Here is a 21,453-nt window from a genome sequence, read left to right as displayed (position 1 = left end):
GCGGTCTACATACCCATTGGTATGGACTATTTGCCACGCTACCTTTGGGAGGAAAGCGGACGTGAATGACGGAACGCTGTCTCATTCGTCTGACCCCGACCGCTTCTTCGAGGTGTCGGACGAGCGGCTGGCGGCCGAACTGAAGAGCCAGGGAGGCGCGCCCGCGAACCATCCCGTCGGAGAACTCCTGGACCGCCACTGGGAGGCGGTGTTCTCTTACGCGCGGTTGTGCACCGACGGCGTACGTCCCGCCGGAATGCTCACCACGGCCTCATTCACGCGCCTGTTCGGGGATTCGCTGCACCAGGGCGGTCCGAGCGCTGCGTGGCGGCCCCAACTGCTCGTCACCGTCCGCCGCATCGCCGCGGAGTGGCTCACGGACCCCCGGCGCGAACTGCTCGATGCCGGACTCCTCGCCGAAGCGGAGCGGGAGGACCGGGAGAACCAGGAGAACCGGGCCGCAGCACGACTGCTCCCCCCGGAGGGCCGGCGTCTGATCTCCAGGGCGTTCCAGCGGCTGCCCGAACCGGCCCGCTGCCTGCTGTGGCACGGTGAGGTGGAGGCCGAACAACTGGACGTGCCTGCAGCCCTGTTGGGAATTTTCCCGGAGGACGCGGTCACCGAACTGGAGCGCGCCAGGGAACGCCTGCGCCTGGGCTGTCTGGAGATCCACCACGAACTCGCCCCCGGGGACGAGTGCCGCCGCTACCACCGCATGCTCGACGTCTCCTTCCGGCGCGGCGGCGCCGACCTCGACCCCGACCTGCGGCGCCACATGGACGAATGCGGCCACTGTCGGTACGCGGCCGACCAGTTGAGCCAGTTCAACGGCGACCTCGCCGTCCCGCTCGCCGAGGCGGTGCTCGGCTGGGGCGCGCGCGCCTACGTGGCCTCCCGGCAGGCGCGTGCCGAGGCCGGCGCGGAGGCGGTCCGGGAGCCCGGGACCGGCGACGCCGACCAGGGCATGCCTTTCGCGGGCGGGGCGACGGCCGCCGGGAACTGGCCGACCGCGGAGACCGCCCGCATCGTCGAGTTCCAGCCCGAGGCCGACGCCGTACGCCCGCCGGGACTTCCCCCGCTCACGGCGCCGAACACCGGCACCCCGCCCACGGCTCACGAGGCGGCGGCGCCGCAACCCGCCGCCCCGTCCCACTCGGCTGCCGCCACACCCGGTGCCGCTGCCCCCGGTGCCGTTGCCCCCGGCGGAGGCACACCCGGTGGAGACACGGCCGGTGGAGGGGCCCGCCCCTCCCGCCGCAGAGGCGCGCCCCGCTCCGGCGTCGGCACACGCCCGTCCCGCAGGTCCACCGGGCACAAGGCGCCCCGGCGCGCGCCGGGGCGCCGCAACGTCGCCCTCGCCGTGCTGACCGTCAGCGCGCTGATCCTGGTCCCGCTGGTGCTGTGGGTATCCGATCCGGGCTCCGACAGCAAGAACGGTACGGCCGACGGCAGCCACTCCTCCGCGGCACCGAGCCGGCGTACGAACCCGTCCTGGGTCGGGACCGGCGAGCAGAAGGACGGCACCGTGCGCGGCCGGCTGCGCAACGCCGCGACCGGGATGTGCGTCGGAATCGACGGAACCACGCCCGCGATCGGTGTGGAGACCCGGCTCATCCCGTGCTCGTCGGAGTCGGCCACGGAATACACGTACGCGGCGGACGGGCTGCTGCGCGACGCGGACCACCCCGAGCTGTGTCTCGACTCGCACCTGGGCTACTCCGTCCAACTGGCGCCCTGCACCGGCCCGTCGCAGCCCGGAACCAAGAACGTCCGCTACGACTTCACCCTCCAGGGCATGCTCGTGCCGCGCTGGAACCAGGATCTGGCCCTCGCCCCGGCGTCGGCCAAGGGAGGGGCGGCACTCGTCCTCAAACTCCGCAAGGACGAGCCGATCCAGCACTGGACGCTCGACACCTCGTCTCCCTCGCTCCAACTGGAAGTCGTCAACTGGGACTCCACGACCGGTGACGCGAAAGGCTCCACCACCCCGGAGCGGTCCACGTCCTCGACGTCACCGGCACCCACCGCCACCCGGACGCCCACCGCGACACCCTCGACCCCGGGCCAGACCACGCCGACCGTGGCCTCGTCCGACGGCTCCTGTTCCACCCTTTCCGCCTCCTGTCCCGGGGACGGGCACAACGGCTCGGCCCGGGACGGCGGTTACGGTACGGGCTCCGGATCCGGCGGCTCTGGATCGTACGGCGGAGGAGGCCAGGGAAGCCGCCGTTGACACGATGGACGCCGAGGGCTTCCCGGACTTCGGACCGTCAGGATGTCGCGGTGCCAGGGGACTTGGCGGCCGACCCGGCCGGGCCCAGGAACTCCGCCCAGCCGCCGAGCGGCGACTGCCCGGGGCTGAGCGTGCGCAACTTCCGCAGGACCGCGGGGTCCTGGACCTCCAGCCACTGGACGAGCTGGCGGAAGGAGACCATGCGGACGTCGTCGTGGGCAGCCATCCGGGAGACGGCCTCCTCGACGGCGTCCATGTAGATGCCGCCGTTCCAGCGCTCGAAGTGGTTGCCGATGAAGAACGGGGCCCGGTTGCTCTCGTAGGCGCGCCGGAAGCCGGCGAGGTAGCTGTCCCGGGCCTGGGCGCGCCAGGCGTCGTACCGGGTGCGGTCGCCGAGAGGGTTCGCGTTCGACTGGTTGGCCATCAGGTTGTAGTCCATCGACAGGACCTGGAACGAGTGGCCGGGGAACGGAATGGACTGGAGCGGGAAGTCCCAGATCCTGCCGCCCTGAACCTTCCCGGGCCACAGCTGCAGCCCGCCGGGTGAACTGGCGTCGTACTTCCAGCCGAGAGCGGCCGCGGTCGGCAGCAGATTCGACTGCCCCTCCAGGCACGGAGTGCGGCCGCCGGTCAGCTCCTTCTCGTAGTCGAAGGGCAGCGGTTCCAGGTCGGTGAAGCCGGTGTTGGTCCGCCACTCGGTGACGAACTTCTTCGCCTGCTCGATCTCGCTGCGCCACTCGGCCGGCGACCACCGCCGGACCCCGTCCGGGCCGCAGAAGTGACCGTTGAAGTGGGTGCCGATCTCGTGGCCCTCCAGCCAGGCCGCGCGTATCTGCTGGAGCGTCGCGTGGATGTGCCGGTCGGAGAGGTAGCCGATCGCGGAGGCGCCGACGGGATGCTGCGGCGGGTGGTAGAGGTGCTTCTTCGACTCGGGCAGGGCGTAGATGCCGCTGAGGAAGAACGTCATCGACGCCCCGTGGTCGGCGGCGACCTTGCGGAAGCGGGAGAACAGCTTGTTGCTGAGTTCGCCCGCGCCGTCCCAGGAGAAGACGACGAACTGCGGGGGGCGTTCGCCGGGCTTGAGACGTTCCGCCCTCGGCTGCTTCGGCTGGGCTCCGGTGTCCGCGGTCGAGCCGTCGCCGATCGGTTTGACCGGCCGGGGCCGCGCAGGGCCCTTGCCGCCGCTTCCCACGGACCAGTCGTTGGCCGAGCAGGCCGACAGGGCCCCCAGCGCGCCCGCAGACGCCGTCGCCGCCAGCAGCCGCCTGCGTGAGACACCGCTCATGGTGCTTCCCCCGATCCTCGCGGTACCGGCCGGGGTCGTACGGCCGGAACCTTCGTCCGTGCGACGCGCCCTTCACCGGGTGCGTCAAACGGTGGGATGCGCGTCATTCCGGAAAGGGTCGCGAGAACCCGGACGTGTAGCCGTTTCGTGACAAACCCGCCACCCGTGGGACGGGTGGCGGGCCGGGGGAGTGGGACGGCTGTCGTGGACGTACGGTCAGACGCCGCTTCCGGGGCTGACGACCGTCAGGGAGACCGACGAGGAGTTGCCGGACACGGGCACCTTGCCCCCCACCCACGTCACGGTGAGAGGGTCCCTCTCGTCGGGCGGCGTGACGATCAGTGAGGCGGGCGTTGCCGTATGGGCCCCGCTGATCTCCGGGCTGGAGAAGGACAAGCCCGACCACGCGCTGTGCCCGGGCGCGAGCACGACCGTCGTCGGCGTGCCCGATGACCGCCGGGGATCGGGGCCGAGCTGCTTGCCGGACGCGTCGACGAACGCCGCGCCGGGGTAGCCGCGCACGGTGCAGGTGCGCCCGGACTTGTTGGTCAGGACGATGGGGAAGTTCTCCTGCCCCGCTCCCGGGTCGTTGCGGCCGACCGAGGCGCGCAGCTCCGAGGTGTGACAGCGGCCGCTGCCGGCGGCGGCGCTCCCCGAGGAGGCCGAGACCGAGGCGGAACCCGTCCCTGTCCCCGTCCCTGTTCCCGTCTTCTTCGAGGCGGCGTTCGCGGACGGGCTGGCCGCTCCGGTGGAACCCGCTGTCGTGCTCGTGTCGCCGGAGGCCGGACCGGCCGTGCCGGGAAGCGTCTTCGGCGAGCTCTGCGTGCTGCCGTTGCCGCAGGCGGTGAGCAGGCTCAGCAGTGCGACACCCGCGAGCAGCGCGGTCCGCCGGGCGGCGGGTGAAGGACGGTGCCTGGACACCGTGCCGGGCCGGTCCGTGTCCGCCACCGTGCGCGGGAAGGTCGACATGTCACCACTCCTTGCGTTTCTCCGCACGGGCTCGTCGCCCGTGCGCGGGGCGTGTTGTGCCCCGTCACTACTCTCGGATGCGCCCGGGGGCCGAAAAGTTCGCGGGACCGCCGACGAATTCCACCGGGACCGCCAACCGCCTGCCCAGGATCAGCCCTTGAGCCGTACGGAGCCGATGACACCGTCGGCCGTGTCGCCGTCGCCGCTCTCCTGGCGGATCTGGACGTACACCTGGGGCTGTCCGCCGCCGCCCGCCGAGGTGAGCGCCGCTTCGGTGAGGGACCCGTGGTCGCCCGGGCAGCCGTCCCAGGTCCGTATCAGTCCGTGCCAGCGCGCGCCGGAGTAGGCGCGGCTTCCGGCGTAGTGGCATCCGGGGTGCGTGATGGCGCGGACCTCGCCCGCCACGTCACCGTGATCGCTGAGTCCGACGAAGGCTCCGTCGACGCCGGAGCCGAGGTCCTGCCAGCGATCCAGGTGGTTCGCGACGACGAGGCCGGGTTCCGCGCCGTCCTGGAGTCCCAGGGCCCGTGGATTCCACCCGGAGTCGCGCACCTGCCCGCCCCAGGCGGCCGGGATCTCCACCGTGATCCGGCCCGTTTCGTCCGTGACCCGGAGGGACTTCGCGGCGGGTTCGCGGGCCAGCAGTACGGCGGCGGCGCCGACGGCGCAGGCCAGGACGACGCCGGTCAGCGTCAGGAGCGCGGTGCGCCGACGCCTCCGGGGCGCGGGGACGCTCCCGTCCGCGACCTCCTCGGCCAGCCGGTCCAGCTCCTCGGCGAAGGCGGCCGCGGTCGGCCAGCGCCGCTCCCGGTCCGGTTCCATGGCGCGCAGCAGCGCCCGCCCGACGTCCGGGCCGACGTCCGTACGGAGCCGGTCGGGGCGTTCGACCTTGCCGGGCGGGCCCGGGACCGAACCGGTGAGGAGATGGTGGCCGAGGGCGCCCAGGCTGTACACGTCGGCCCGCGCGTCGATCCCGGAGCCGGGTTCCGCCTGCTCGGGCGGGGTGTAGCCGGCCGAACCCGCCGCGATCGTGAGCCCGGAGGCCTGGGCCAGGCTCTTGGCGAGCCCGAGGTCGGCCAGCAGCACCCGGTCGGCTCCGCCGGGCGTGGTGCGCAGCAGCACGTTGGACGGTTTGATGTCGCGGTGCACGATCCCGGCCTCGTGGAGCGCCGCCGCGCCCCGCGCGGCCAGGGCGGTCAGGCGCAGCGCCTCGGCGACGGGCAGCCGTCCGGCCTCGATCCGGTCGGCGAGGGTGCCCCCGTCGGCGTACTCCATGACGAAGTAGGGCCTGCCGTCAGGGAGTTCACCGATGTCGTAGACCTGGACGACCCGGTTCGAGTCGGCCTTGCGCAGCAGCCGGGCCTCGGCGAGGAAGCGTTCCCGGATGTCCAGGCGGTCGATCCAGTTCTCGGAGAGCACCTTGACCGCGACGGTCGCGTCGAGGACGTCGTCATGGGCGAGCCAGACCACGCCGAAACCACCGGCGCCCAGGCGCCGTTCCGGACGGTAGCGGCCGATCCGATCGAGGGGATCCCTCAGCACGGACGCCCCGCCGAACGGCTCGTCGACCGGTGGGTACGGCCGCGGTCGTCCCGGCTCGCCGTCCTCGCTCCGCCCGCGAAGCCGGACGAACGCGCCTGAGGCACGTGTCGGCACGTGTTCCCGGTCCCTCGACGCCGAGAGAGGTGTTCACAGCGGTCGTGTCCGGTCGGCCGCGTCCGTGAAGGCTTACGCATCCTGTGTTCACCAACGGGCATGTGCTCTCCAGGGCGGGGCGGAAACCACGAGCGCCACGCCGTGGCCGCGGTCCGTCTGAGGGCTGCTGCTCCTGGCAGCGCTCGAACCACTGAAGCGTACCGGGCCAGTTCGTCGCCTGACACGCCCCTGGCGGTGGCGGGGGTCCGGCTCGGTTCCGTGGTCCGGCCGGCGGCAACCGTGGCCACCTTCCCGCCGCTGTCGGGCCGTGCGGGAGCCGCGAGTGATCAGGGCCGCCGAGCCGGCCGTGCACGGTGTGTCCTCGCCGTCGGTCCGGCCGGTCCGGCTCTCAGCCCGGCTCCATGTAGGGGCGGCGGAAGACCGGTGCCTGGCGGTTGCCGTACGGCCGTACGGCTGCGAGGGCCTGGGCGACCGCGGCCTCCAGAGGACCGTCGGTGTCGATGGCGACGGCGTCGTCCCACGGCGGCTCCGCCGCCGCCATCGCGGCGGCCACGCCGAGGTCGGCGTCGGACACCCCGGTACCGCGGGTGTTCAGACGGCTGGCGGTGACGTCCTCCGGCACCTGGCAGTGCAGGGCCACCAGGTCGGCGCTGGTGCGTTCCGCCGTCTGCCGGGCGGCTGCGCGCAGGCCGGCGGCGGACCAGCTCGCGTCCAGGACGACGGACTCGCCCGCGGACAACAGGACGGAGGCGCGGTCCAGGAGGGCCGCGTAGGTCCTGGCGGTCCACTCCGGGCTGTAGAGCCCTTCGCCGTATCCGGCCGCCGCCGACTTCTCCGCCGGGATTCCGGCCAGCTCCTTGCGGAGACGATCGCTGCTCAGCAGCGTGACGCCGAGGCGATCGGCCAGCGCGCCGGAGAGAGTGGACTTGCCGCTGCCGGGCAGACCGCCGACGAGCGTGAGTCCGACGGCGGAGGTGCGCAGGTGGCGCAGAGCCGTCGACACCAGCCGGCCCGCGGCCGTGCGCGCGCCCGTTGCGCCTTGGCGGGCCTGGATCAGGGAGACCTTCGCCCGGACGAAGGCACGGTACGCGACGTAGTGGTGCATCAGGGAAGGCGGTGCGGGGTCGCCCGAGTATTCGGTGTACTGAGCGAGAAAGTACGCCGCGGCGTCCTGGGCGCCGAGCTGTTCCAGGTCCATGGCCAGGAACGCGGCGTCGTCGAGGCCGTCGACGTAGCGCAGGGGGTCGTCGAACTCCAGACAGTCCAGAACGCGGGGACCGTCGTCGAGGCAGAAGATGTCCTCGGTCAACAGGTCGCCGTGACCGTCCACCACCCGCCCCTGCGCGATGCGCGACGCGAAGAGCCGCTCGCGGCCGGCCAGATAGCGGCGCACCAGCCGTTCGACCTCCTCCACGCCGTCCGGCACCGGACCGTCGTCGGCCGACGCGCGGACCTGTGAGAATCCGGCTTCCCAGCGGGCCGACAGGGCGTCGCGCGTGCCCTGTTCGTCCACTTCCCGGTCGCGGTGCGCATCGGAGTGATGCGTCGCGAGCTGCCGGGCGACGGCGCGCAGCGCGTCGTCGACCTCGGCCCCTTCCCGTACGAGGCGGGAGAGGCGGCGCTCCGCCGGCATGCGCCGCATCACGACGACGGGCTCGGGCACGTCGGAGTCCGGGCTGCGGACCTCCCCCAGGCCCAGGTAGACATCGGGAGCGAAGCGTCGGTTGAGCGAGATCTCCCGCTCGCACGCGGTCCGTCGAGCCGTGACGGTCGTGTAGTCGAGGAACTCCAGATCGAGCGGCTTCTTGACCTTGTAGGCGCGGTCGCCGACGAGGAACACGATCGCGGAATGGGTCTCGCGCACCTCTGCGCGGGGGAGCGGCGGAACGCCTGAGCCCGTGCCGGTACGGAGCACGGACGCGTCGGTCCGATGGACCGCCTCCGCCGGTTCCCCTGTGCGGTCGGGCTCAGTCATGGGGGACGACGGCGACAGCGCAGCGGGCGTGATGGACGGCGGCCTGGGCCACGGGCCCCAGCCGGCCCGTCGGGGCAGGATGGTGCCGGCGTCGGCCGACCGCCAGCAGTCCGGCACTCTCGGCCTCCCGCAGGACGGCCTTGGCGGGACTTTCGAGCCGCACCACATCCGTCACCTCTACACCGGGGAACTTCTCACGCCATCCGCGGAGTGCCTGGTGCATCTGCTCCCGGGCCTCCTGGGTGATCTCCTCGGCCACGCCGTGGTCAAAGCCCCAGGGCGCGTGTGCATGCACCGGCAGGCTCCGGCCGTGGACGACCCGCAGGGGGGCGCTCCACACCGCCGCGGTGACGAACGCGAAGGAGAGCACGTCCTCGCACGGGCCGTGCAGTTGGAGGGCAGCAACCACGGGGGCTGCCGTACGGGGCGTGGGCTGCGGGCTCGCCCCGCGCGCTTCCGCGCGGATCAGGACCGCCGCATGCTCGGCCCGAGCCACGACGGGCATGCTGATGTCGCCCAGGAAGTAGCTCTCGACGTATCCCAGACCGCGCGAGCCGAGCACGATCATCTCGGACTCCGCGGCAGCTTTCAGCAGTGCCTGCTGGGCGTCGTCCGCGACCAGCTCTCCGACGACGGAGAGCCCCGGGTAGCGTGCCTGGAGTTCCGACAGCGCGTTGTCGACGATGCGCTTCGCCCAGTAGTTCTGATCCACCTCCGCGGGAAGACGGGCCGGTTCGGGCACCAGCAGGGGCCATGCGTGCAGCAGGCGCAGTGTGAGCTGCCGCCGCTGGGCTTCTTCTGCGGCCCAGTGGGCGGCGGCAAGGCTCTCGGGTGAGCCGTCGAGGCCCACGGTGATGGCTGGCTCCATGGCGGCTGTCTCCGTCTCGTACGAAGCTGGAGTGACGATGAACGTGTCCCCTCGTCCAGCCTGCGCCCGTATGCCGCCGACGGCCTCTTCTCGGCAAGGCGAGGAGGTACCGCCAGGTCCCGTGCGGAACCCGCCGGTCCTTGGCGGAGCAGGGTTCACGCCGACGCAGAGTCCCGTCGCGAGGACCGGGTGGGCGGAGTGAGGCTTCCCCTGGGGCCGTGGTCCCGGGACCTTCGGCCCTTTGACCGGGAGCCACGGACCGTCCGATCGTGGAAGGGAACCCGACCGGCGACTTCTGGAGGCCAGGGCATGAGCGCATACCGCACATGACCGTCCGCTGCCCGTCCGTCGCGCCGGGACGACTCGTCCACCGGCGCGGAACCGCCGCGGCACCCGTCCCACCGGGTCGAGGCGTGCGTCCGGGCCGGGGTGCACCTCGCGTGCTCACGGCGACGCGTTGTCGGCTCTCGCCCGGGACACGTCCGGGCGGCGTCACATGCGGCGTCGTCCCGCGCGTGCCACGTTGGCTTCACCACCCTCTCTTCAGGAAGCGGAGGCGATCATGCGAGCTCACCTCGGAGATCACCTCGTCATCGAAAGCGTGACGACCGGCGCCGCCAGGCGCGACGGAGAGATCGTCGGACTCCACCATCCCGATGGCGCACCTCCCTACGACGTGCGTTGGTCGGACACGGACGAGGTGACCCTGGTCTTTCCCGGGCCCGACGCCCGTGTCCGTCCCGTTGAGCACGCGCCCGGGCCCCCCGACACCTCCCGGCCGGGGGAGGAACCGAATGGTGCGGCCGCCATGAGCTCACGGCACGAGCCCCCCAACCCCGGCGACATCGGCCGGCGCCTCACCGCCGAGCGAGAGCGGCAGGGGCTGACCCGGACCGAGACAGCACGTCGCGCGCGAATGGCGCCGGACTACTTGGCATATCTCGAAGAACGTCACGCCGATCCGAGCCTGGCGAGTCTCATCAGACTGGCCGACGCGCTCGGCGTCAGCCTCGAGGCACTGCGCGGAGGCGGCGGTGACCTGCCGCCCGGCCGAGGGCAGGCGCTCCTTCACGCCCGGTTGCGGGACCTGGAACCCGACGAATGCCGCGCCCGGCTTTCCACGCACGGTGTGGGCCGCATCGCGGTGTCGGGCCCCGAAGGCCCATCGGTCGTCCCGGTGAACTACGAGGTCGTGGACGACGCGATCACCCTCCGGACCGCTCCCGGATCAGTGGTGGCGAAGGCGGTCGGAACGGAGGTCGCGTTCGAGGTCGACCATCTGGACGAGGCGATGAGCCAGGGCTGGAGCGTGCTCGTCGTCGGTGCCGCGTCGGGCGTCACGGAACCCGAGGCCGTGCGACGGCTGGCCGACCGTGCCCACACCGGGCCATGGGCGGGAGGTGACCGTCCGATGTGGGTGTCTATCCGCATCGGGCGCATCACCGGGCGTCGCATCACCGCGGCCGATCACTGACGGGTCGCGGGACGGTCGCTCGCCGGAGCCCGCAGGCGCGCACTGGATCCCGACGACCACTGACCGGACTACCGAAGTACGGTCCCGTCCCCCGGGGCCGCCGACTCGCGAAGGGAAGTTCCCGTGAACCCTCGGACACCGACCGACGAGTGGGTGGCGGCCCTGGTCCACGACGCTGCCGCCGCCCCGTCGATGCACAACGCACAGCCCTGGCGCTTCGCCTACTTCCAGGGCAGCCGCACGGTACACGTGCGGGCCGACTTCGACCGCACCATGCCGCACGTCGACCCCGACACCCGGGGCCTTCACATCGGTTGTGGAGCGGCGTTGCTGAACCTGCGGGTCGCGGCGGTGCACGGGGGCCGGTTCCCGGTGACCCGGCTGCTGCCCGACCCGGCTGATCCAGGACTGCTCGCGGCCGTGCAGTTGACCGACTCGGGCCCGGGCGAGAGCGACCTCGCCGCGCTGTACCCGGCGATACACAGGCGGCACACCAGCCGCTTCCCGTTCGACGCGACGGAGATTCCCGAGGCCATCCGTACGGCGCTCGGTGACGCGGCCCACCGTGAGGGAGCCGTCCTGGAGTTTCCCGACGTATGGCGGCTGGAGGAAGTACTGGAACTGATCGAGGAGGGCGAGGCGCGCAACCTGGCCGACCCGGGCAGCAGCGAGGACTTGGCCGCATGGACCCGTCTCGACTCCCCTGCCGGGACCACCGCCTCCGACGGGGTCCCGGAGTACGCGTTCGGTCCGGTCAAGCACGGCGGCAGGGCTCCGATGCGCGACTTCGCCGGGGACGAGCCCCTGGCGCATCGCGAGACGAGCCAGTTCGAGCGCTCCCCTCAACTCGCTCTCATCAGCACGGCCGAAGACCGTCCGGCGGACTGGCTGCGCGCCGGACAGGCCATGGAGCGAGTACTGCTGCTGGCCACCATCGAGGGCCTGTCCAGCTCATTCGCCACGCAGGCACTGGAGTGGACCGACCTGCGCTGGCCGCTTCGCGACCCGGTGTCGGGGAAGGGCGACGTACAGATGGTGCTGCGCCTCGGATACGGCCCTGACGGTCCGGGCGCACCGCGCCGTCCGGTCTCGGACGTACTCGAGTTCCGGCCCTGACGCGCCCCGGAACGGCGGGGAACGGCGGGGAACCACCGCCGGGCCACCGCAGAGTGCGCGGCACCGGTGTCGCGCCCGATACCGGTGCGGCGTCGGCGGCCCGGCGGATGGGGAGCCGGGTCCGACCATGACGGCCTGCCCGTGGCCGTGTCCGACCACGACCGCCTACCCCTGACCGCGAGCGAACGTCAGGGCAGCGGACGAGCCGGGCACTGCGGTGTCCCTGCCCTCGAAGTCGTGCTGGAGAGGCGTTCGGCTATCATCCTGGCCTCTGATCGACATCGAGGGGAGCGCCCGGTGGGGGACGCGGCGGAGACGGAGGAGCTGGCCCTGCGGGCGGCCGCCGGAGACCGGACGGCACTCGACGCCCTGCTCCACCAGGTCCGGCCCGAGGTCGTGCGGCGGTGCGGACGGTTTCTGCCCTGCCGCGAGGACGCGGAGGAGACGGCCCAGGACGTTCTCCTCCAAGTGGCGCGGAAGATCACGACGTTCGAGGGCCGCAGCCGCTTCAGTACCTGGCTGTACACGGTGGTCGCCAACTGCGCCCGGCAGAAGTACCGCGAGCTGAAGCGGCGTGCCGCCGAGCGGCCGGAGACGATCGACACGGCGCGGTACGTCGATCCGCGCACCACGAGTGTCATCGCGGGTTCGAAGATCGACCTCCTGGAGGCGCTGGAGCGCCTGGAGCGCGAACACCCCCATCTGGTCGCGCCGTTGGTCTACCGCGACATCTGCCAGCTGGAGTACGCGGAGGTCGCCGAACGCGTCGGCATTCCGCTCGGCACGCTCAAGTCCCGTCTGCACGAGGCGCGCAGGAAGGTCAGGCCCTGGCTGTCCGACGCCTCCTGACGTGCGGCCGGGTCCTCCGCCGAGTCCGTCGGGGCTCGGCGGAGAACGGGCCCTGTGCCTGTCGTCCGGTCAGCGCTGGGTGTAGATGAAGCCGATCTTGTCGACCTCGTCGCCCGCGCGGCCGTGGAATCCGGCGATCTGCCGGCCGGTCGGTGCGGTGCGGGTCACGCAGTCCGACGTCGTCGTGCCGCCGGCCAGGGTGCGGCCGAGGTTCGTGGTGAACTTCGTGGAGAAGATGCGGGTGTGACTGTCCTTCACGCCCTCGCAGAGCTGCGCGGAGGTGACGTACTCGGTGCTGCCCAGCGTCAGTGAGGCGGTGGTGCCGCCGGTGCCGCCGTGCGCGAACGTGGTGCCGTCGCTCAGTGTCAGTCCCATCCGGTCGACCCGTGCTCCGCTGCTCAGCGAGACGGTGGTCGCGCGGGCACCGGCCGGTACCGCGGCGAGGTCGTTGAAGTAGTCGCCGTGCGGTCCGCCGAACTGGTCGCTGAGCTGGAAGGCCGTGTTGCGCGACCAGGTGAACGACGCGGTGATCGGGTCGTGGTCGGAGAGCATCAGGCCGTCGGAGGTCAGGAAGCGGGTGTGCTCGTTGTTGTAGCTCGTCGCGTCGAGCGTGACGAGCTTGCTGCTGCGGTAGAGGATCTTGTCGACGACCTCGCAGGTGTTGGGCACGGTGGTGCCGCTCTGGTCGCAGACGAGCGCGTCGCTTCCCTTGGCCGGCGGGGTGCCACCGCGAACGAGCTGGACCCAGGCGTCCGTCAGCCCGTTGGCGGCGTCGAACTCGGCGATGGTGTCGCCGGAGCGGGTGTAGCGGGTGTTCGTGTCGCCCATCACGACGACGGCGTTGCCCGCGGAATGGGTGCCGATGAACGCGGTGAGCTGGCTCAGGTTGTCGGCGCGGGAGGCGAGGTCGCCGTCGTTGGTGCCCGCGTTGGTGTGCAGGTTGTAGAAGTCGACGTAGACGCCCTCGGCGAGGCGTTCCCGCATGAACGTGAAGCCCTTGGGCGTGAGGCAGTCGCCGGAGTCGACCTGGCAGGAGTTCCAGCCGACCCGCTCGAAGTCGTCGGTGTCGTAGGAGATCTTCGACAGGGTGTTGAGGCCGCTGCCGACGCCGGCGCCGCCGCTGGTGGGGGTGCGGTAGGGGTGCGCGGTGTCGGCCGCGTACAGGGCCGCGTGGTAGTTGAAGTCCTCCTCGACATGCACGATGTCGTAGGGGGCGATGAGCCCGCCGATCGCCGTGGTGCTGGACGCGCGGGGGGTCGGGGCGCTGGAGATGCCGTCGGGCAGCCCGGCGACGTTGTAGCTGAGCACACTGAACGTGCCCGAGTCGGCGGCCGTGGCGGGGGGCGCGGCCAGGGTGAGTCCGCCGAGTGCGGCGGCTGCCGCCGCGGCACCGGCGAGAAGTCTGCGGAGAGGGGACATCGGGGGTTGTCTCCTGGGGACGAAGGGACGTCAAGAACCGACCGAGAAGGTGGCGTCGGCCTTGTCGGTGGAGGTGGAGATCGGATCGATGCGCAGCACGTAGTCTGCGTGCCTGAGGTAACGGTCCGGGTGGTTGTAGGAGCGGAAGGATGACCACGACGTGTCGGCGAGGCCCGCTGTCCGGTAGAACGTGGCGTCCTGCGCGAACACCGTCGTCCCGTCGTTGGCGTCGAGCGCCATCTGGTAGTTGCTGTGGCGCAGATAGCGCGTGGGGTAGTTGACCGAACGGAACGAGAGGCCCGCCGTGTCGGCGAGTCCCGGCACCAGCGTCCACTGCGAGTCCGTGTACGGGTCGAAGGGGTACTCGTCGATCCGGCCGACGTAGTTGGAGTGCCGGACGTAACGCGCCGGATAGTTGTAGGACTTGAGCCGGTTCCAGGCCGGAGCGCCCCACTTGGCGAGGAGGTTGTCGTACTCCGTCGTGGTGATCGGCTGGATGCCCGCGTGCTTGGAGTTGAGCGGCTGTGTGTACAGGCGCTGGTCGACCGCCGTCCAGGTGCCGCTCGCGAGGTCGGCGGACCGCCAGGCGTAGAACACCCCGTTGGGGGTGTAGGTGTCACCCCAGAGGAACCAAGTCCCGTTCGCCTGCGCCTTGATGAGGATCGGGGCCTCGGTGCCGCCGTGCGCGACCGGGGTGCTGAACACGGTGAAGCTGCCGGGGTCCAGGGACGTCGATCTGGCGCCCACCAGGGTCTGGTCCTTCTTGAAATACAGGTAGTTGACGCCGTTGACGCCCACGGCCAGATCACCGTCGATCACGTCGTAGCCGGGGTCGAAGAAGACCTGCGGCGCCGAGGCCGTGATGAAGTCGGTCGTGTAGTTGACCATGATGACGTTGTGGCCGCTGGAGTCGACGGCGGAGTAGATGATCCCGTATTGGCCCCGCCCGGCGTCCCAGTAGGCCTCGGGAGCCCAGCTGTGGGTGGCCATGTCGTGCAGCTTCAGCCGGCGGTAGCCGCTGAAGGACCGCAGATCGGCCGAGTCCCAGACGTGGATGTACTGGCTCTGCAGACTCCAGTCGGTGCCCTTGAGGTCGGTGGCCAGGACCACGAAGGTGCCGTCCTGCCTGCGCAGGACGAACGGGTCGCGCAGACCGCCGGTTCCGCCCGCCGGGGTCACGACGGGCTTGTTCTGGTTCAGCGGCGTCCACTGGAGGGAGTCGGTGCTGACGGCCAGATGAAGGCCGTAGTCCGCTCCGTCGCCGTTCGGGGACTCGGTGAAGTAGCCCATCACGTAAGCGGTTGCGGCCGCGGCGCGGGCTGCCGGGGTGCCGACGGCGAAGGCGGCGGCGAGGCCCGCCATCGCGCCCAGGGCGACGCGCCGGGAGGGGTGAAGGGGCCTGTCGTTCATGCCGGTCTCCTCGATGCTCATGGGGTCATGACCAGGCCGTGACGGTTCCGTCGTCACAGGTGAGGGACGGCACGCCGGTGCGGGGCGGGTGGTTCACCCGGATCTCCGCACGCCGAGGAGCGGGGCGGTGGCGTCCCTCCACCGCACCCCTCTGTTCGAAATGTCAAACGCCGTGCGACATGCTGTGCGAGGCTTTACGGTAAGGGCTTGCCGGGTGGTGTGAACAGGGCCCGCAGGGACGGAAGTTGAGCGTGTTCACGCACGGGGCCCGGCGATGGTGCCCCGCCCGTTGTCGGTGCCGCTGTCTAGGCTGGTCCGCGTGAAGGACGTGAAGGAGCAGAGCGGCAGGCCACTCGCGGTGTTCGACCTGGACGGCACTCTCGCGGACACCGCGCACCGGCAGCGGTTCCTGGAGCGGACGCCGCGGGACTGGGACGGGTTCTTCGCCGCGGCGTCCGAGGACCCGCCGCTCGCGGAGGGCGTCGCGCTGGCGCGGAGCAGCGCGCGGGAGTGCGAGGTGGTCTATCTGACGGGGCGGCCCGAGCGCTGCCGGCGGGCGACCGTCGACTGGCTGGCCGCGCACGGCCTGCCCGAGGGGCGCATCTGGATGCGGCGCAACGACGACCGCAGGCCCGCCCGCCGCACCAAGCTGGAGGTCCTTCGCCGGCTCGCCCGGGACCGGGAGATCCGGGTCCTCGTCGACGACGACGAATTCGTCTGCGAGGAGGCGGAGCGGGCCGGCTTCACGGTCGTACGGGCACGGTGGGCGGCCGCGTCGGCGGCGCTGAAGGACGCGCAGGGGCGGGAGGGGCGGACCTGAGGGGTTGCCGGAGGGTGGGGGACCCGTGCGGCGCGGGTCGGGTCAGTCGGCGTCCTCCAGCCGGAAACCGAGCTTGAGGCCGACCTGGTAGTGCTCGATCCGGCCGTTCTCGATCTGGCCCCTGACCTGTGTGACCTCGAACCAGTCGAGGTTGCGCAGGGTCTGCGAGGCCCGGGTGATCCCATTGCGAATGGCCTGGTCGACGCCTTCGTGGGAGGTCCCGACGATCTCGGTGACCCGGTAGGTGTGGTCGGACATGCGGGTGCTCCTCTCCGCCGTGGCGCGAGTGCCAGGCGTCATTCCACGGTGCCCCAGGGAGTGGCGCTCCGCGAGACGGCGGGGGTGGCCCGGGTGACGTCGAGTGACATCGGGTGACGGTGGGCCCTTGACGGAGCGGATTGGTCCATACCAAACTCCAGACGCCCGTTCGAGCGACCGGCTCGTCCCCCACGTCGGGCCCTTGCCCCTGTCCGCCAGACAGAACAGGACCCTCGTGAACGTGAAACGCCGCCTTTTCGCCGTTGTCTGCGTCACCGCCTCCCTGCTCAGCGCCTGCGGCACCCTCCCCGGCACGGGCGCGCACCGGCGGACCGTCACGGTGTGGCTGATGAAGGACAGCGCCTCCAAGGATTTCCTGAAGCGCTTCACCGATGACTTCGAGCGGAGGCACGGAGGCCTCCGGCTCGACATCCGCATCCAGGAGTGGACCGGGATCGGTGAGAAGGTCCAGGCGGCGCTCAAGCGGGACGACCAGGCCGCACCCGATGTCATCGAGGTCGGCAACACCCAGGTCGCGCAGTACGTCGACGGGGGCGGCCTGAGCGACATGACCCTGGAGTCGATGCGCGACTGGGACATGAACGACTGGCTGCCGGGCCTCGCCGCACCCGGCCGGTTCGGATCCCACCAGTACGGCATCCCGTGGTACGCGGCCAACCGCGTCGTCATCTACCGCAAGGACCTGTTCGCGGGGGCCGGCATCGAGCAGCCGCCGAAGACCCGCGAACAGTGGCTCACGGACACCGAGCGGCTCAACTCCGGTGGCAACCAGGGTATTTATCTGGCCGGACAGGACTGGTACACGCTCTCCGGGTTCATCTGGGACGAGGGCGGCGACCTCGCCCGGGACTCGGGCTACGGGCACTGGGAGGGCACGCTCGGCACGCCCGCCGCCCTGCGCGGCATGGACTTCTACCGGCGCCTTCAGGGACTCGGCGAAGGACCGGCGGGCGCCGACGAGGAACACCCGCCGCAGTCAGGGGTGTTCGCCAAGGGCCGGGTCGCGCAGATCGTGGCCGTTCCCGGCCTCGTCCAGGCCATCGAGCGGGCCAACCCGGACCTCAAGGGCAGGCTGGGCTTCTTCCCGGTCCCCGGCAGGACGGCCGCGAAGCCCGGCGCGGTGTTCACCGGCGGCTCCGATCTCGTGGTGCCCGAGAACACCGACGACCGTCCCGGAGCCACCGCCGTCGTCGCCGCCCTGGCCGGCGCCAAGTGGCAGACCGAGCTGGCCCGGACGATGAAGTACGTGCCCAACAAGAAGACGCTCGCCCACGTCGTGGCGGGCGAGGCGGGGGTCGCGGCCATGGCGGCGGGCGCCGCGCAGGGCCGGGCGACGCCGTCGTCACCCCAATGGGCCGCCGTCGAGGCGAAGAACCCGATCAAGGAATGCATGACGAGGATCCTCGGCGGAGCCGACCCGGCGACGGAGGCCCGGCGTGCCTCCGACCGCATCACGGCCATCCTGACGGCCGACGGGCAATGAGGGACGCTCTCCGGCGCCCAGCCTGAACGGCCGCCTCGCCCGTCCTGCCCAGGCACGGGGCGGGCCCCGTCCGTTCCCCGGTACGAACGGCAGGCCGGCACCCGGCGTCCACCTCTACGAGGAAGCCGGATTCGTCGGGATCACCGGTTCCCGTCCATCCGAAACGGCCGAAAGCGCAGCCCTTAGGCCGGGAACGGGGGTGGGGGGCGGCGGGGAGTAGCGGGGCCGTCCGGGCCGTAACCGAGCCGGACGAGCATCTGGACGTGGTCGAAGGGTGCGATCGGGCTGCGCAGTTCCTCGCGCAGGTCGGGCCACTCCAGAGCCTGGTGGAGAAGCGAGCTGCGCAGACCGTGGACGGTCGCGACCAGAAGCACGTGCTGGAGCGACTGACCGGCGCGCAGCCAGTCGGAGCGCCGGTCGTGCCCCGTGGCCAGGGAGACCAGGGTAGGGGTGCGTTCGAACGGCCGGGCGGGCAACCGCTCCATGGAGCGCTGCGCGGAGAAGTCGCGCATCGGCAGCTGCTCGAAGGCGTCCTGCGGTCCGAGGGCCGCGGACGGAATGCCGGTGCCATCGGCTTCGTCCCGGCCGGTCCAACGACGGCTTTCGGCGCTGCGGTACGGGTCGGCGTGGTTGCGGTGTTCCCCCTCCGCGGTGACCCGCAGCAGTCGCCCCGCCTCGCCCGGGGCGGCCACGGCCAGCTCGGCGCCCTCGATCTGGGCGGCTTCCACGAGGTCGTGCAGGATGCCGGCGGGCACCGCCCTGTCGGTGAAGGGGAACCGGCTGCTGTGCCGCCGCCAGATCGCGTCGTACAGCTCGACTCCGTGCACCGCGCGGGGACTCGCCCGCTGCGTGATCCGGACGGACGCGAGCAACCCGGGATCGTGGGGATCGGGGAGCAGGCGGGAAACCGGCTTCCAGCCGAGATGCGTCACCGCGACCCGAAGGTTGAACAAGGCCGCGCCCGCCGCGATGTGCAGGGCGCGGCCCCGGGGATCCTCCTGGGGCAACCCCTGCTCAGGGGCCGCGTGGATCTCCACGGTGAGCGACTCCGCGGCGAGACGGAAGCGCCACGGCTGCGTGTTGTGCATCGAAGGTGCCGCGATGGCGGCCGAGATGAGAGTCTCCACCGTCGACGAGTCCGGATAGGTCGAAGACATGAGGTCCTCCTGCCGGACGAGGTCTGTGGGCGTGCGTATCTCCTCAGCCTGCGGCCACGGCGATCGGACGCTAAGGGGCCGACCGGCCCCACGCCCCGGCTGAACGGGTACGCGATGGCCGATCCAGCGGTGACCGCCCGGCACCGGTGGGTCCAGCGGCCGCGATGAGGCCGATCATGTTCGCACGAGGGGCAGGTGGGAGGGGATGCTGTGCGCGTGACGAAAGGAGCGCCATGCCCGTGCGCGACGCTGTGGAGGCAGGGATACGACGGCAGGCTTCCGCGGGGCGACTGGTCCCCGGAATCGCCGTGCTGGCGGGATACCGGCGCGCGTGGCTGCGCGGCGACCTGCTGGCCGGGGTGACGGTCGCGGCGTATCTCGTTCCACAGGTCATGGCGTACGCGGGCCTGGCAGGGCTGCCTCCGGTCGCCGGGCTGTGGGCGATCCTCCCGGCCCTGCTCCTCTACACGCTGCTGGGCTCGTCGCGGCTGCTGTCGGTGGGTCCCGAGTCGACGACCGCCCTGATGACGGCCACCGTCGTGGGGCCGCTCGCCGCCGGTGACGCGGGTCGCTACGCCGTGCTCGCCGCCGCCCTCGCGGTCGTGGTCGGTCTGCTGTTCCTGGCGGCCAGGGTGGCCCGCTTCGGCTTCCTGGCCGACCTCCTGTCCCGGCCGATCCTGGTCGGCTACATGACAGGCGTGGCGCTCATCATGATCGTCGACCAGTTGCCCAAACTGACCGGTGTGCCGACGACCGGCTCCGCGTTCTTCCCCCAACTCCTCTCCTTCGCACGGCGTCTGGGGCAGGCCGACTCCGCCACCGTGGTCTTCTCCGCCGTGGCGATCGCCTTCCTCTTCGCGGTGCCGCACGTCTCCCGCACCATCCCGGGCCCGTTGCTCGCCCTGGTGCTCGGCACCGCGGTGGTCGCGGTGTCCGGTCTCGACGCGCACGGCATCGCCGTCATCGGCGAGGTGCCGGCGGGGCTGCCCACCCCGGCGCTGCCGGATCCCCACGACCTGGCCCGGCTGGTCCTGCCGGCACTCGGTGTGCTCCTCGTCGGCTACACCGACGTCATCCTCACCGCGCGTGCGTTCACGGTCGACGACGCCGAACTCGACCCCAACCAGGAGCTGTTGGCGCTCGGCGCCGCGAACCTCGGCGCGGGAGTGCTGCACGGGTTCCCGGTGAGCGGCAGCGCGAGCCGCACCGCCCTCGCCGACTCGGCGGGCGGCCGCACCCAGGCGTACTCCCTCGTCGCGGCCGGCGTCGTCCTGGCCGTCCTGCTGTTCCTCAGTCCCCTGCTCACGTACACCCCGGCGACCGTGCTCGGTGCCTTGGTGGTCTACGCCGCCGTCCGCATGATGGATTTCGCCGGGTTCCGGCGGCTGGCCGCCTTCAGACGCCGGGAACTGCTGCTGGCGGTGGGCTGCCTCCTCGGGGTGCTGGCCCTGGACATCCTGTACGGCGTCCTGGTGGCGGTGGGACTCTCGGTCGCGGAGATGCTCACCAGGGTGGCCCGCCCGCACGACGCGGTCGAAGGGCTGGTGCCGGGCCTCGCCGGCATGCACAGCGTGGACGACTACCCGCAGGCCCGCACAGTGCCCGGACTGGTCGTCTACCGCTACGATTCACCGCTGTTCTTCGCCAACGCCGAGGACTTCAGAAGGCGTGCCCTGGCGGCGGTCCGCGCACACCGGGGACCCGTCGGCTGGTTCGTGCTGAACGCCGAGGCCAATGTCGAGGTGGACATCACCGCCCTAGACGCCGTCGACGACGTGCGCCGGGAGCTGAAGCGTCGCGGCATCGTCTTCGCGTTGGCCCGCGTCAAGCAGGACCTCCGCCATGACCTCGACGTGTACGGGCTGACGGAGTCCGTCGGTGCCGACTTGATCTTTCCCACGCTGCCCACGGCAGTCGCGGCGTACGAGGAGTGGCGGCGCCTCGACGGCCAACAGCGCCGTGCGAATGGCGTCGACGGTGAACGTCCCCGCGACAGCCATGACATGGGCCGTCCGGGCCCGAGCGAGAACTAGCGTGCCTCCCGCCCGGGCGACGTACGGACGAAGCCGGGCCCGCAGGCTGCCCAGGATGGTCCGGCCCACAGCGGTGAGACCGACAAGGCTTGCAGGAAAGGGCCGTTCGGCCCGCGGTCACGGCCCTACGGCACCCGGCGCACGGTGCCCCGTGTCGGGAGAGTGAGCCGTGTCGGGCACCAGCTCGGCTTCGTCCTTCGCTCCCCCGAAAGGATCACTGTCATGGCAGTCCACGAGCAGTCCCACCGGACCGCAGGGTTCCGCTTCCCGTCGCTGCGCAGGACCCGTTCGGCACAGGCGCCGGGTGAGGCCGTGACCACGTCGGTGACGGCGGTCGGCTCGTACGCCCTCGCCGGTCTGCGTCTGCTGACCGGGTTCGTCTTCCTGTGGGCCTTCCTCGACAAGGCTTTCGGGTTCGGTTACGCCA

At 71.5% G+C, this 21,453-nt stretch carries 16 protein-coding genes and 1 pseudogene; 8 read left to right on the top strand and 9 right to left on the bottom strand.

Annotated features, from left to right (window positions below):
• Positions 1–61 precede the first annotated feature (61 nt).
• Complete coding sequence (locus tag ACIQRL_RS30535; protein ID WP_401337554.1) at positions 62–2,233, top strand: ricin-type beta-trefoil lectin domain protein; 2,172 nt, start codon at positions 62–64, stop codon at positions 2,231–2,233.
• 37 nt (positions 2,234–2,270) lie between these two features.
• Here ACIQRL_RS30535 and ACIQRL_RS30530 read toward each other — a convergent pair whose 3' ends face one another.
• The 5 genes from ACIQRL_RS30530 to ACIQRL_RS30510 form a co-directional block, all read right to left on the bottom strand.
• Positions 2,271–3,518 carry a hypothetical protein gene (locus tag ACIQRL_RS30530; RefSeq protein ID WP_401337552.1) on the bottom strand — a complete coding sequence of 416 codons (1,248 nt, stop codon included), beginning with the start codon at positions 3,516–3,518 and terminating at the stop codon, positions 2,271–2,273.
• 216 nt (positions 3,519–3,734) lie between these two features.
• Positions 3,735–4,487 carry a DUF4232 domain-containing protein gene (locus tag ACIQRL_RS30525; protein ID WP_401337550.1) on the bottom strand — a complete coding sequence of 251 codons (753 nt, stop codon included), beginning with the start codon at positions 4,485–4,487 and terminating at the stop codon, positions 3,735–3,737.
• 150 nt (positions 4,488–4,637) lie between these two features.
• The gene (locus ACIQRL_RS30520) at positions 4,638–6,029 is read right to left on the bottom strand and encodes a serine/threonine-protein kinase (RefSeq protein ID WP_401337548.1); all 1,392 of its coding nucleotides are present in this window, start codon (positions 6,027–6,029) and stop codon (positions 4,638–4,640) included.
• A 502-nt stretch (positions 6,030–6,531) separates the two neighbouring features.
• Positions 6,532–8,007: an AAA family ATPase gene (locus ACIQRL_RS30515; RefSeq protein WP_401337798.1), complete on the bottom strand. Its 1,476-nt coding sequence runs from the start codon at positions 8,005–8,007 to the stop codon at positions 6,532–6,534.
• A 103-nt stretch (positions 8,008–8,110) separates the two neighbouring features.
• Positions 8,111–8,986 (bottom strand): universal stress protein, encoded by an 876-nt coding sequence (locus ACIQRL_RS30510; RefSeq protein ID WP_401337546.1) that lies wholly within the window; start codon positions 8,984–8,986, stop codon positions 8,111–8,113.
• A 562-nt stretch (positions 8,987–9,548) separates the two neighbouring features.
• Between ACIQRL_RS30510 and ACIQRL_RS30505 the strand changes: the two genes are divergently transcribed.
• From ACIQRL_RS30505 to ACIQRL_RS30495, 3 genes are all read left to right on the top strand, one after another.
• Positions 9,549–10,460, top strand: a complete 912-nt coding sequence (locus ACIQRL_RS30505) for a DUF1918 domain-containing protein (RefSeq protein ID WP_401337544.1) — start codon at positions 9,549–9,551, stop codon at positions 10,458–10,460.
• A 123-nt stretch (positions 10,461–10,583) separates the two neighbouring features.
• Positions 10,584–11,576: an Acg family FMN-binding oxidoreductase gene (locus tag ACIQRL_RS30500; RefSeq protein ID WP_401337542.1), complete on the top strand. Its 993-nt coding sequence runs from the start codon at positions 10,584–10,586 to the stop codon at positions 11,574–11,576.
• Positions 11,577–11,873: 297 nt separating this feature from the next.
• The gene (locus ACIQRL_RS30495; protein WP_401337540.1) at positions 11,874–12,425 is read left to right on the top strand and encodes an RNA polymerase sigma factor; all 552 of its coding nucleotides are present in this window, start codon (positions 11,874–11,876) and stop codon (positions 12,423–12,425) included.
• A 69-nt stretch (positions 12,426–12,494) separates the two neighbouring features.
• On the opposite strand, the gene ACIQRL_RS30490 is transcribed toward ACIQRL_RS30495, so the two are convergent.
• Both ACIQRL_RS30490 and ACIQRL_RS30485 read right to left on the bottom strand, forming a co-directional pair.
• Entirely contained in the window at positions 12,495–13,844 is a 1,350-nt protein-coding gene (locus ACIQRL_RS30490; protein ID WP_401337538.1) for a jacalin-like lectin, read from the bottom strand.
• A 30-nt stretch (positions 13,845–13,874) separates the two neighbouring features.
• Positions 13,875–15,254, bottom strand: a complete 1,380-nt coding sequence (locus ACIQRL_RS30485) for a glycoside hydrolase family 43 protein (RefSeq protein ID WP_401337536.1) — start codon at positions 15,252–15,254, stop codon at positions 13,875–13,877.
• A gap of 328 nt (positions 15,255–15,582) precedes the next feature.
• Here ACIQRL_RS30485 and ACIQRL_RS30480 point away from each other — a divergent pair, with 328 nt between their 5' ends.
• The gene (locus tag ACIQRL_RS30480) at positions 15,583–16,074 is read left to right on the top strand and encodes a hypothetical protein (protein WP_401337797.1); all 492 of its coding nucleotides are present in this window, start codon (positions 15,583–15,585) and stop codon (positions 16,072–16,074) included.
• 42 nt (positions 16,075–16,116) lie between these two features.
• Here the strand turns inward: ACIQRL_RS30480 and ACIQRL_RS30475 are convergent, their stop codons facing one another.
• Positions 16,117–16,332 carry a dodecin gene (locus ACIQRL_RS30475; RefSeq protein ID WP_261707589.1) on the bottom strand — a complete coding sequence of 72 codons (216 nt, stop codon included), beginning with the start codon at positions 16,330–16,332 and terminating at the stop codon, positions 16,117–16,119.
• A gap of 241 nt (positions 16,333–16,573) precedes the next feature.
• Here ACIQRL_RS30475 and ACIQRL_RS30470 point away from each other — a divergent pair, with 241 nt between their 5' ends.
• Positions 16,574–17,836 (top strand): extracellular solute-binding protein, encoded by a 1,263-nt coding sequence (locus tag ACIQRL_RS30470; protein ID WP_401337534.1) that lies wholly within the window; start codon positions 16,574–16,576, stop codon positions 17,834–17,836.
• Positions 17,837–18,018: 182 nt separating this feature from the next.
• Here the strand turns inward: ACIQRL_RS30470 and ACIQRL_RS30465 are convergent, their stop codons facing one another.
• A complete protein-coding gene (locus ACIQRL_RS30465; RefSeq protein ID WP_401337533.1) occupies positions 18,019–18,993 on the bottom strand; it encodes an Acg family FMN-binding oxidoreductase in 975 nt (324 codons plus the stop codon).
• A gap of 233 nt (positions 18,994–19,226) precedes the next feature.
• On the opposite strand from ACIQRL_RS30465, the gene sulP reads away from it, so the two are divergent.
• Positions 19,227–21,026 carry a sulfate permease gene (gene sulP, locus ACIQRL_RS30460; protein WP_401337531.1) on the top strand — a complete coding sequence of 600 codons (1,800 nt, stop codon included), beginning with the start codon at positions 19,227–19,229 and terminating at the stop codon, positions 21,024–21,026.
• Between the two features lie 222 nt (positions 21,027–21,248).
• A pseudogene (locus ACIQRL_RS30455) lies at positions 21,249–21,453 on the top strand (hypothetical protein); the annotation flags it as partial.

It is taken from the genome of Streptomyces sp. NPDC091209, assembly GCF_044757755.1.
GTDB lineage: Bacteria > Actinomycetota > Actinomycetes > Streptomycetales > Streptomycetaceae > Streptomyces.
Note: the sequence above shows the minus strand (reverse complement) of the source record. Positions and strands in the feature narration are given on the sequence as shown.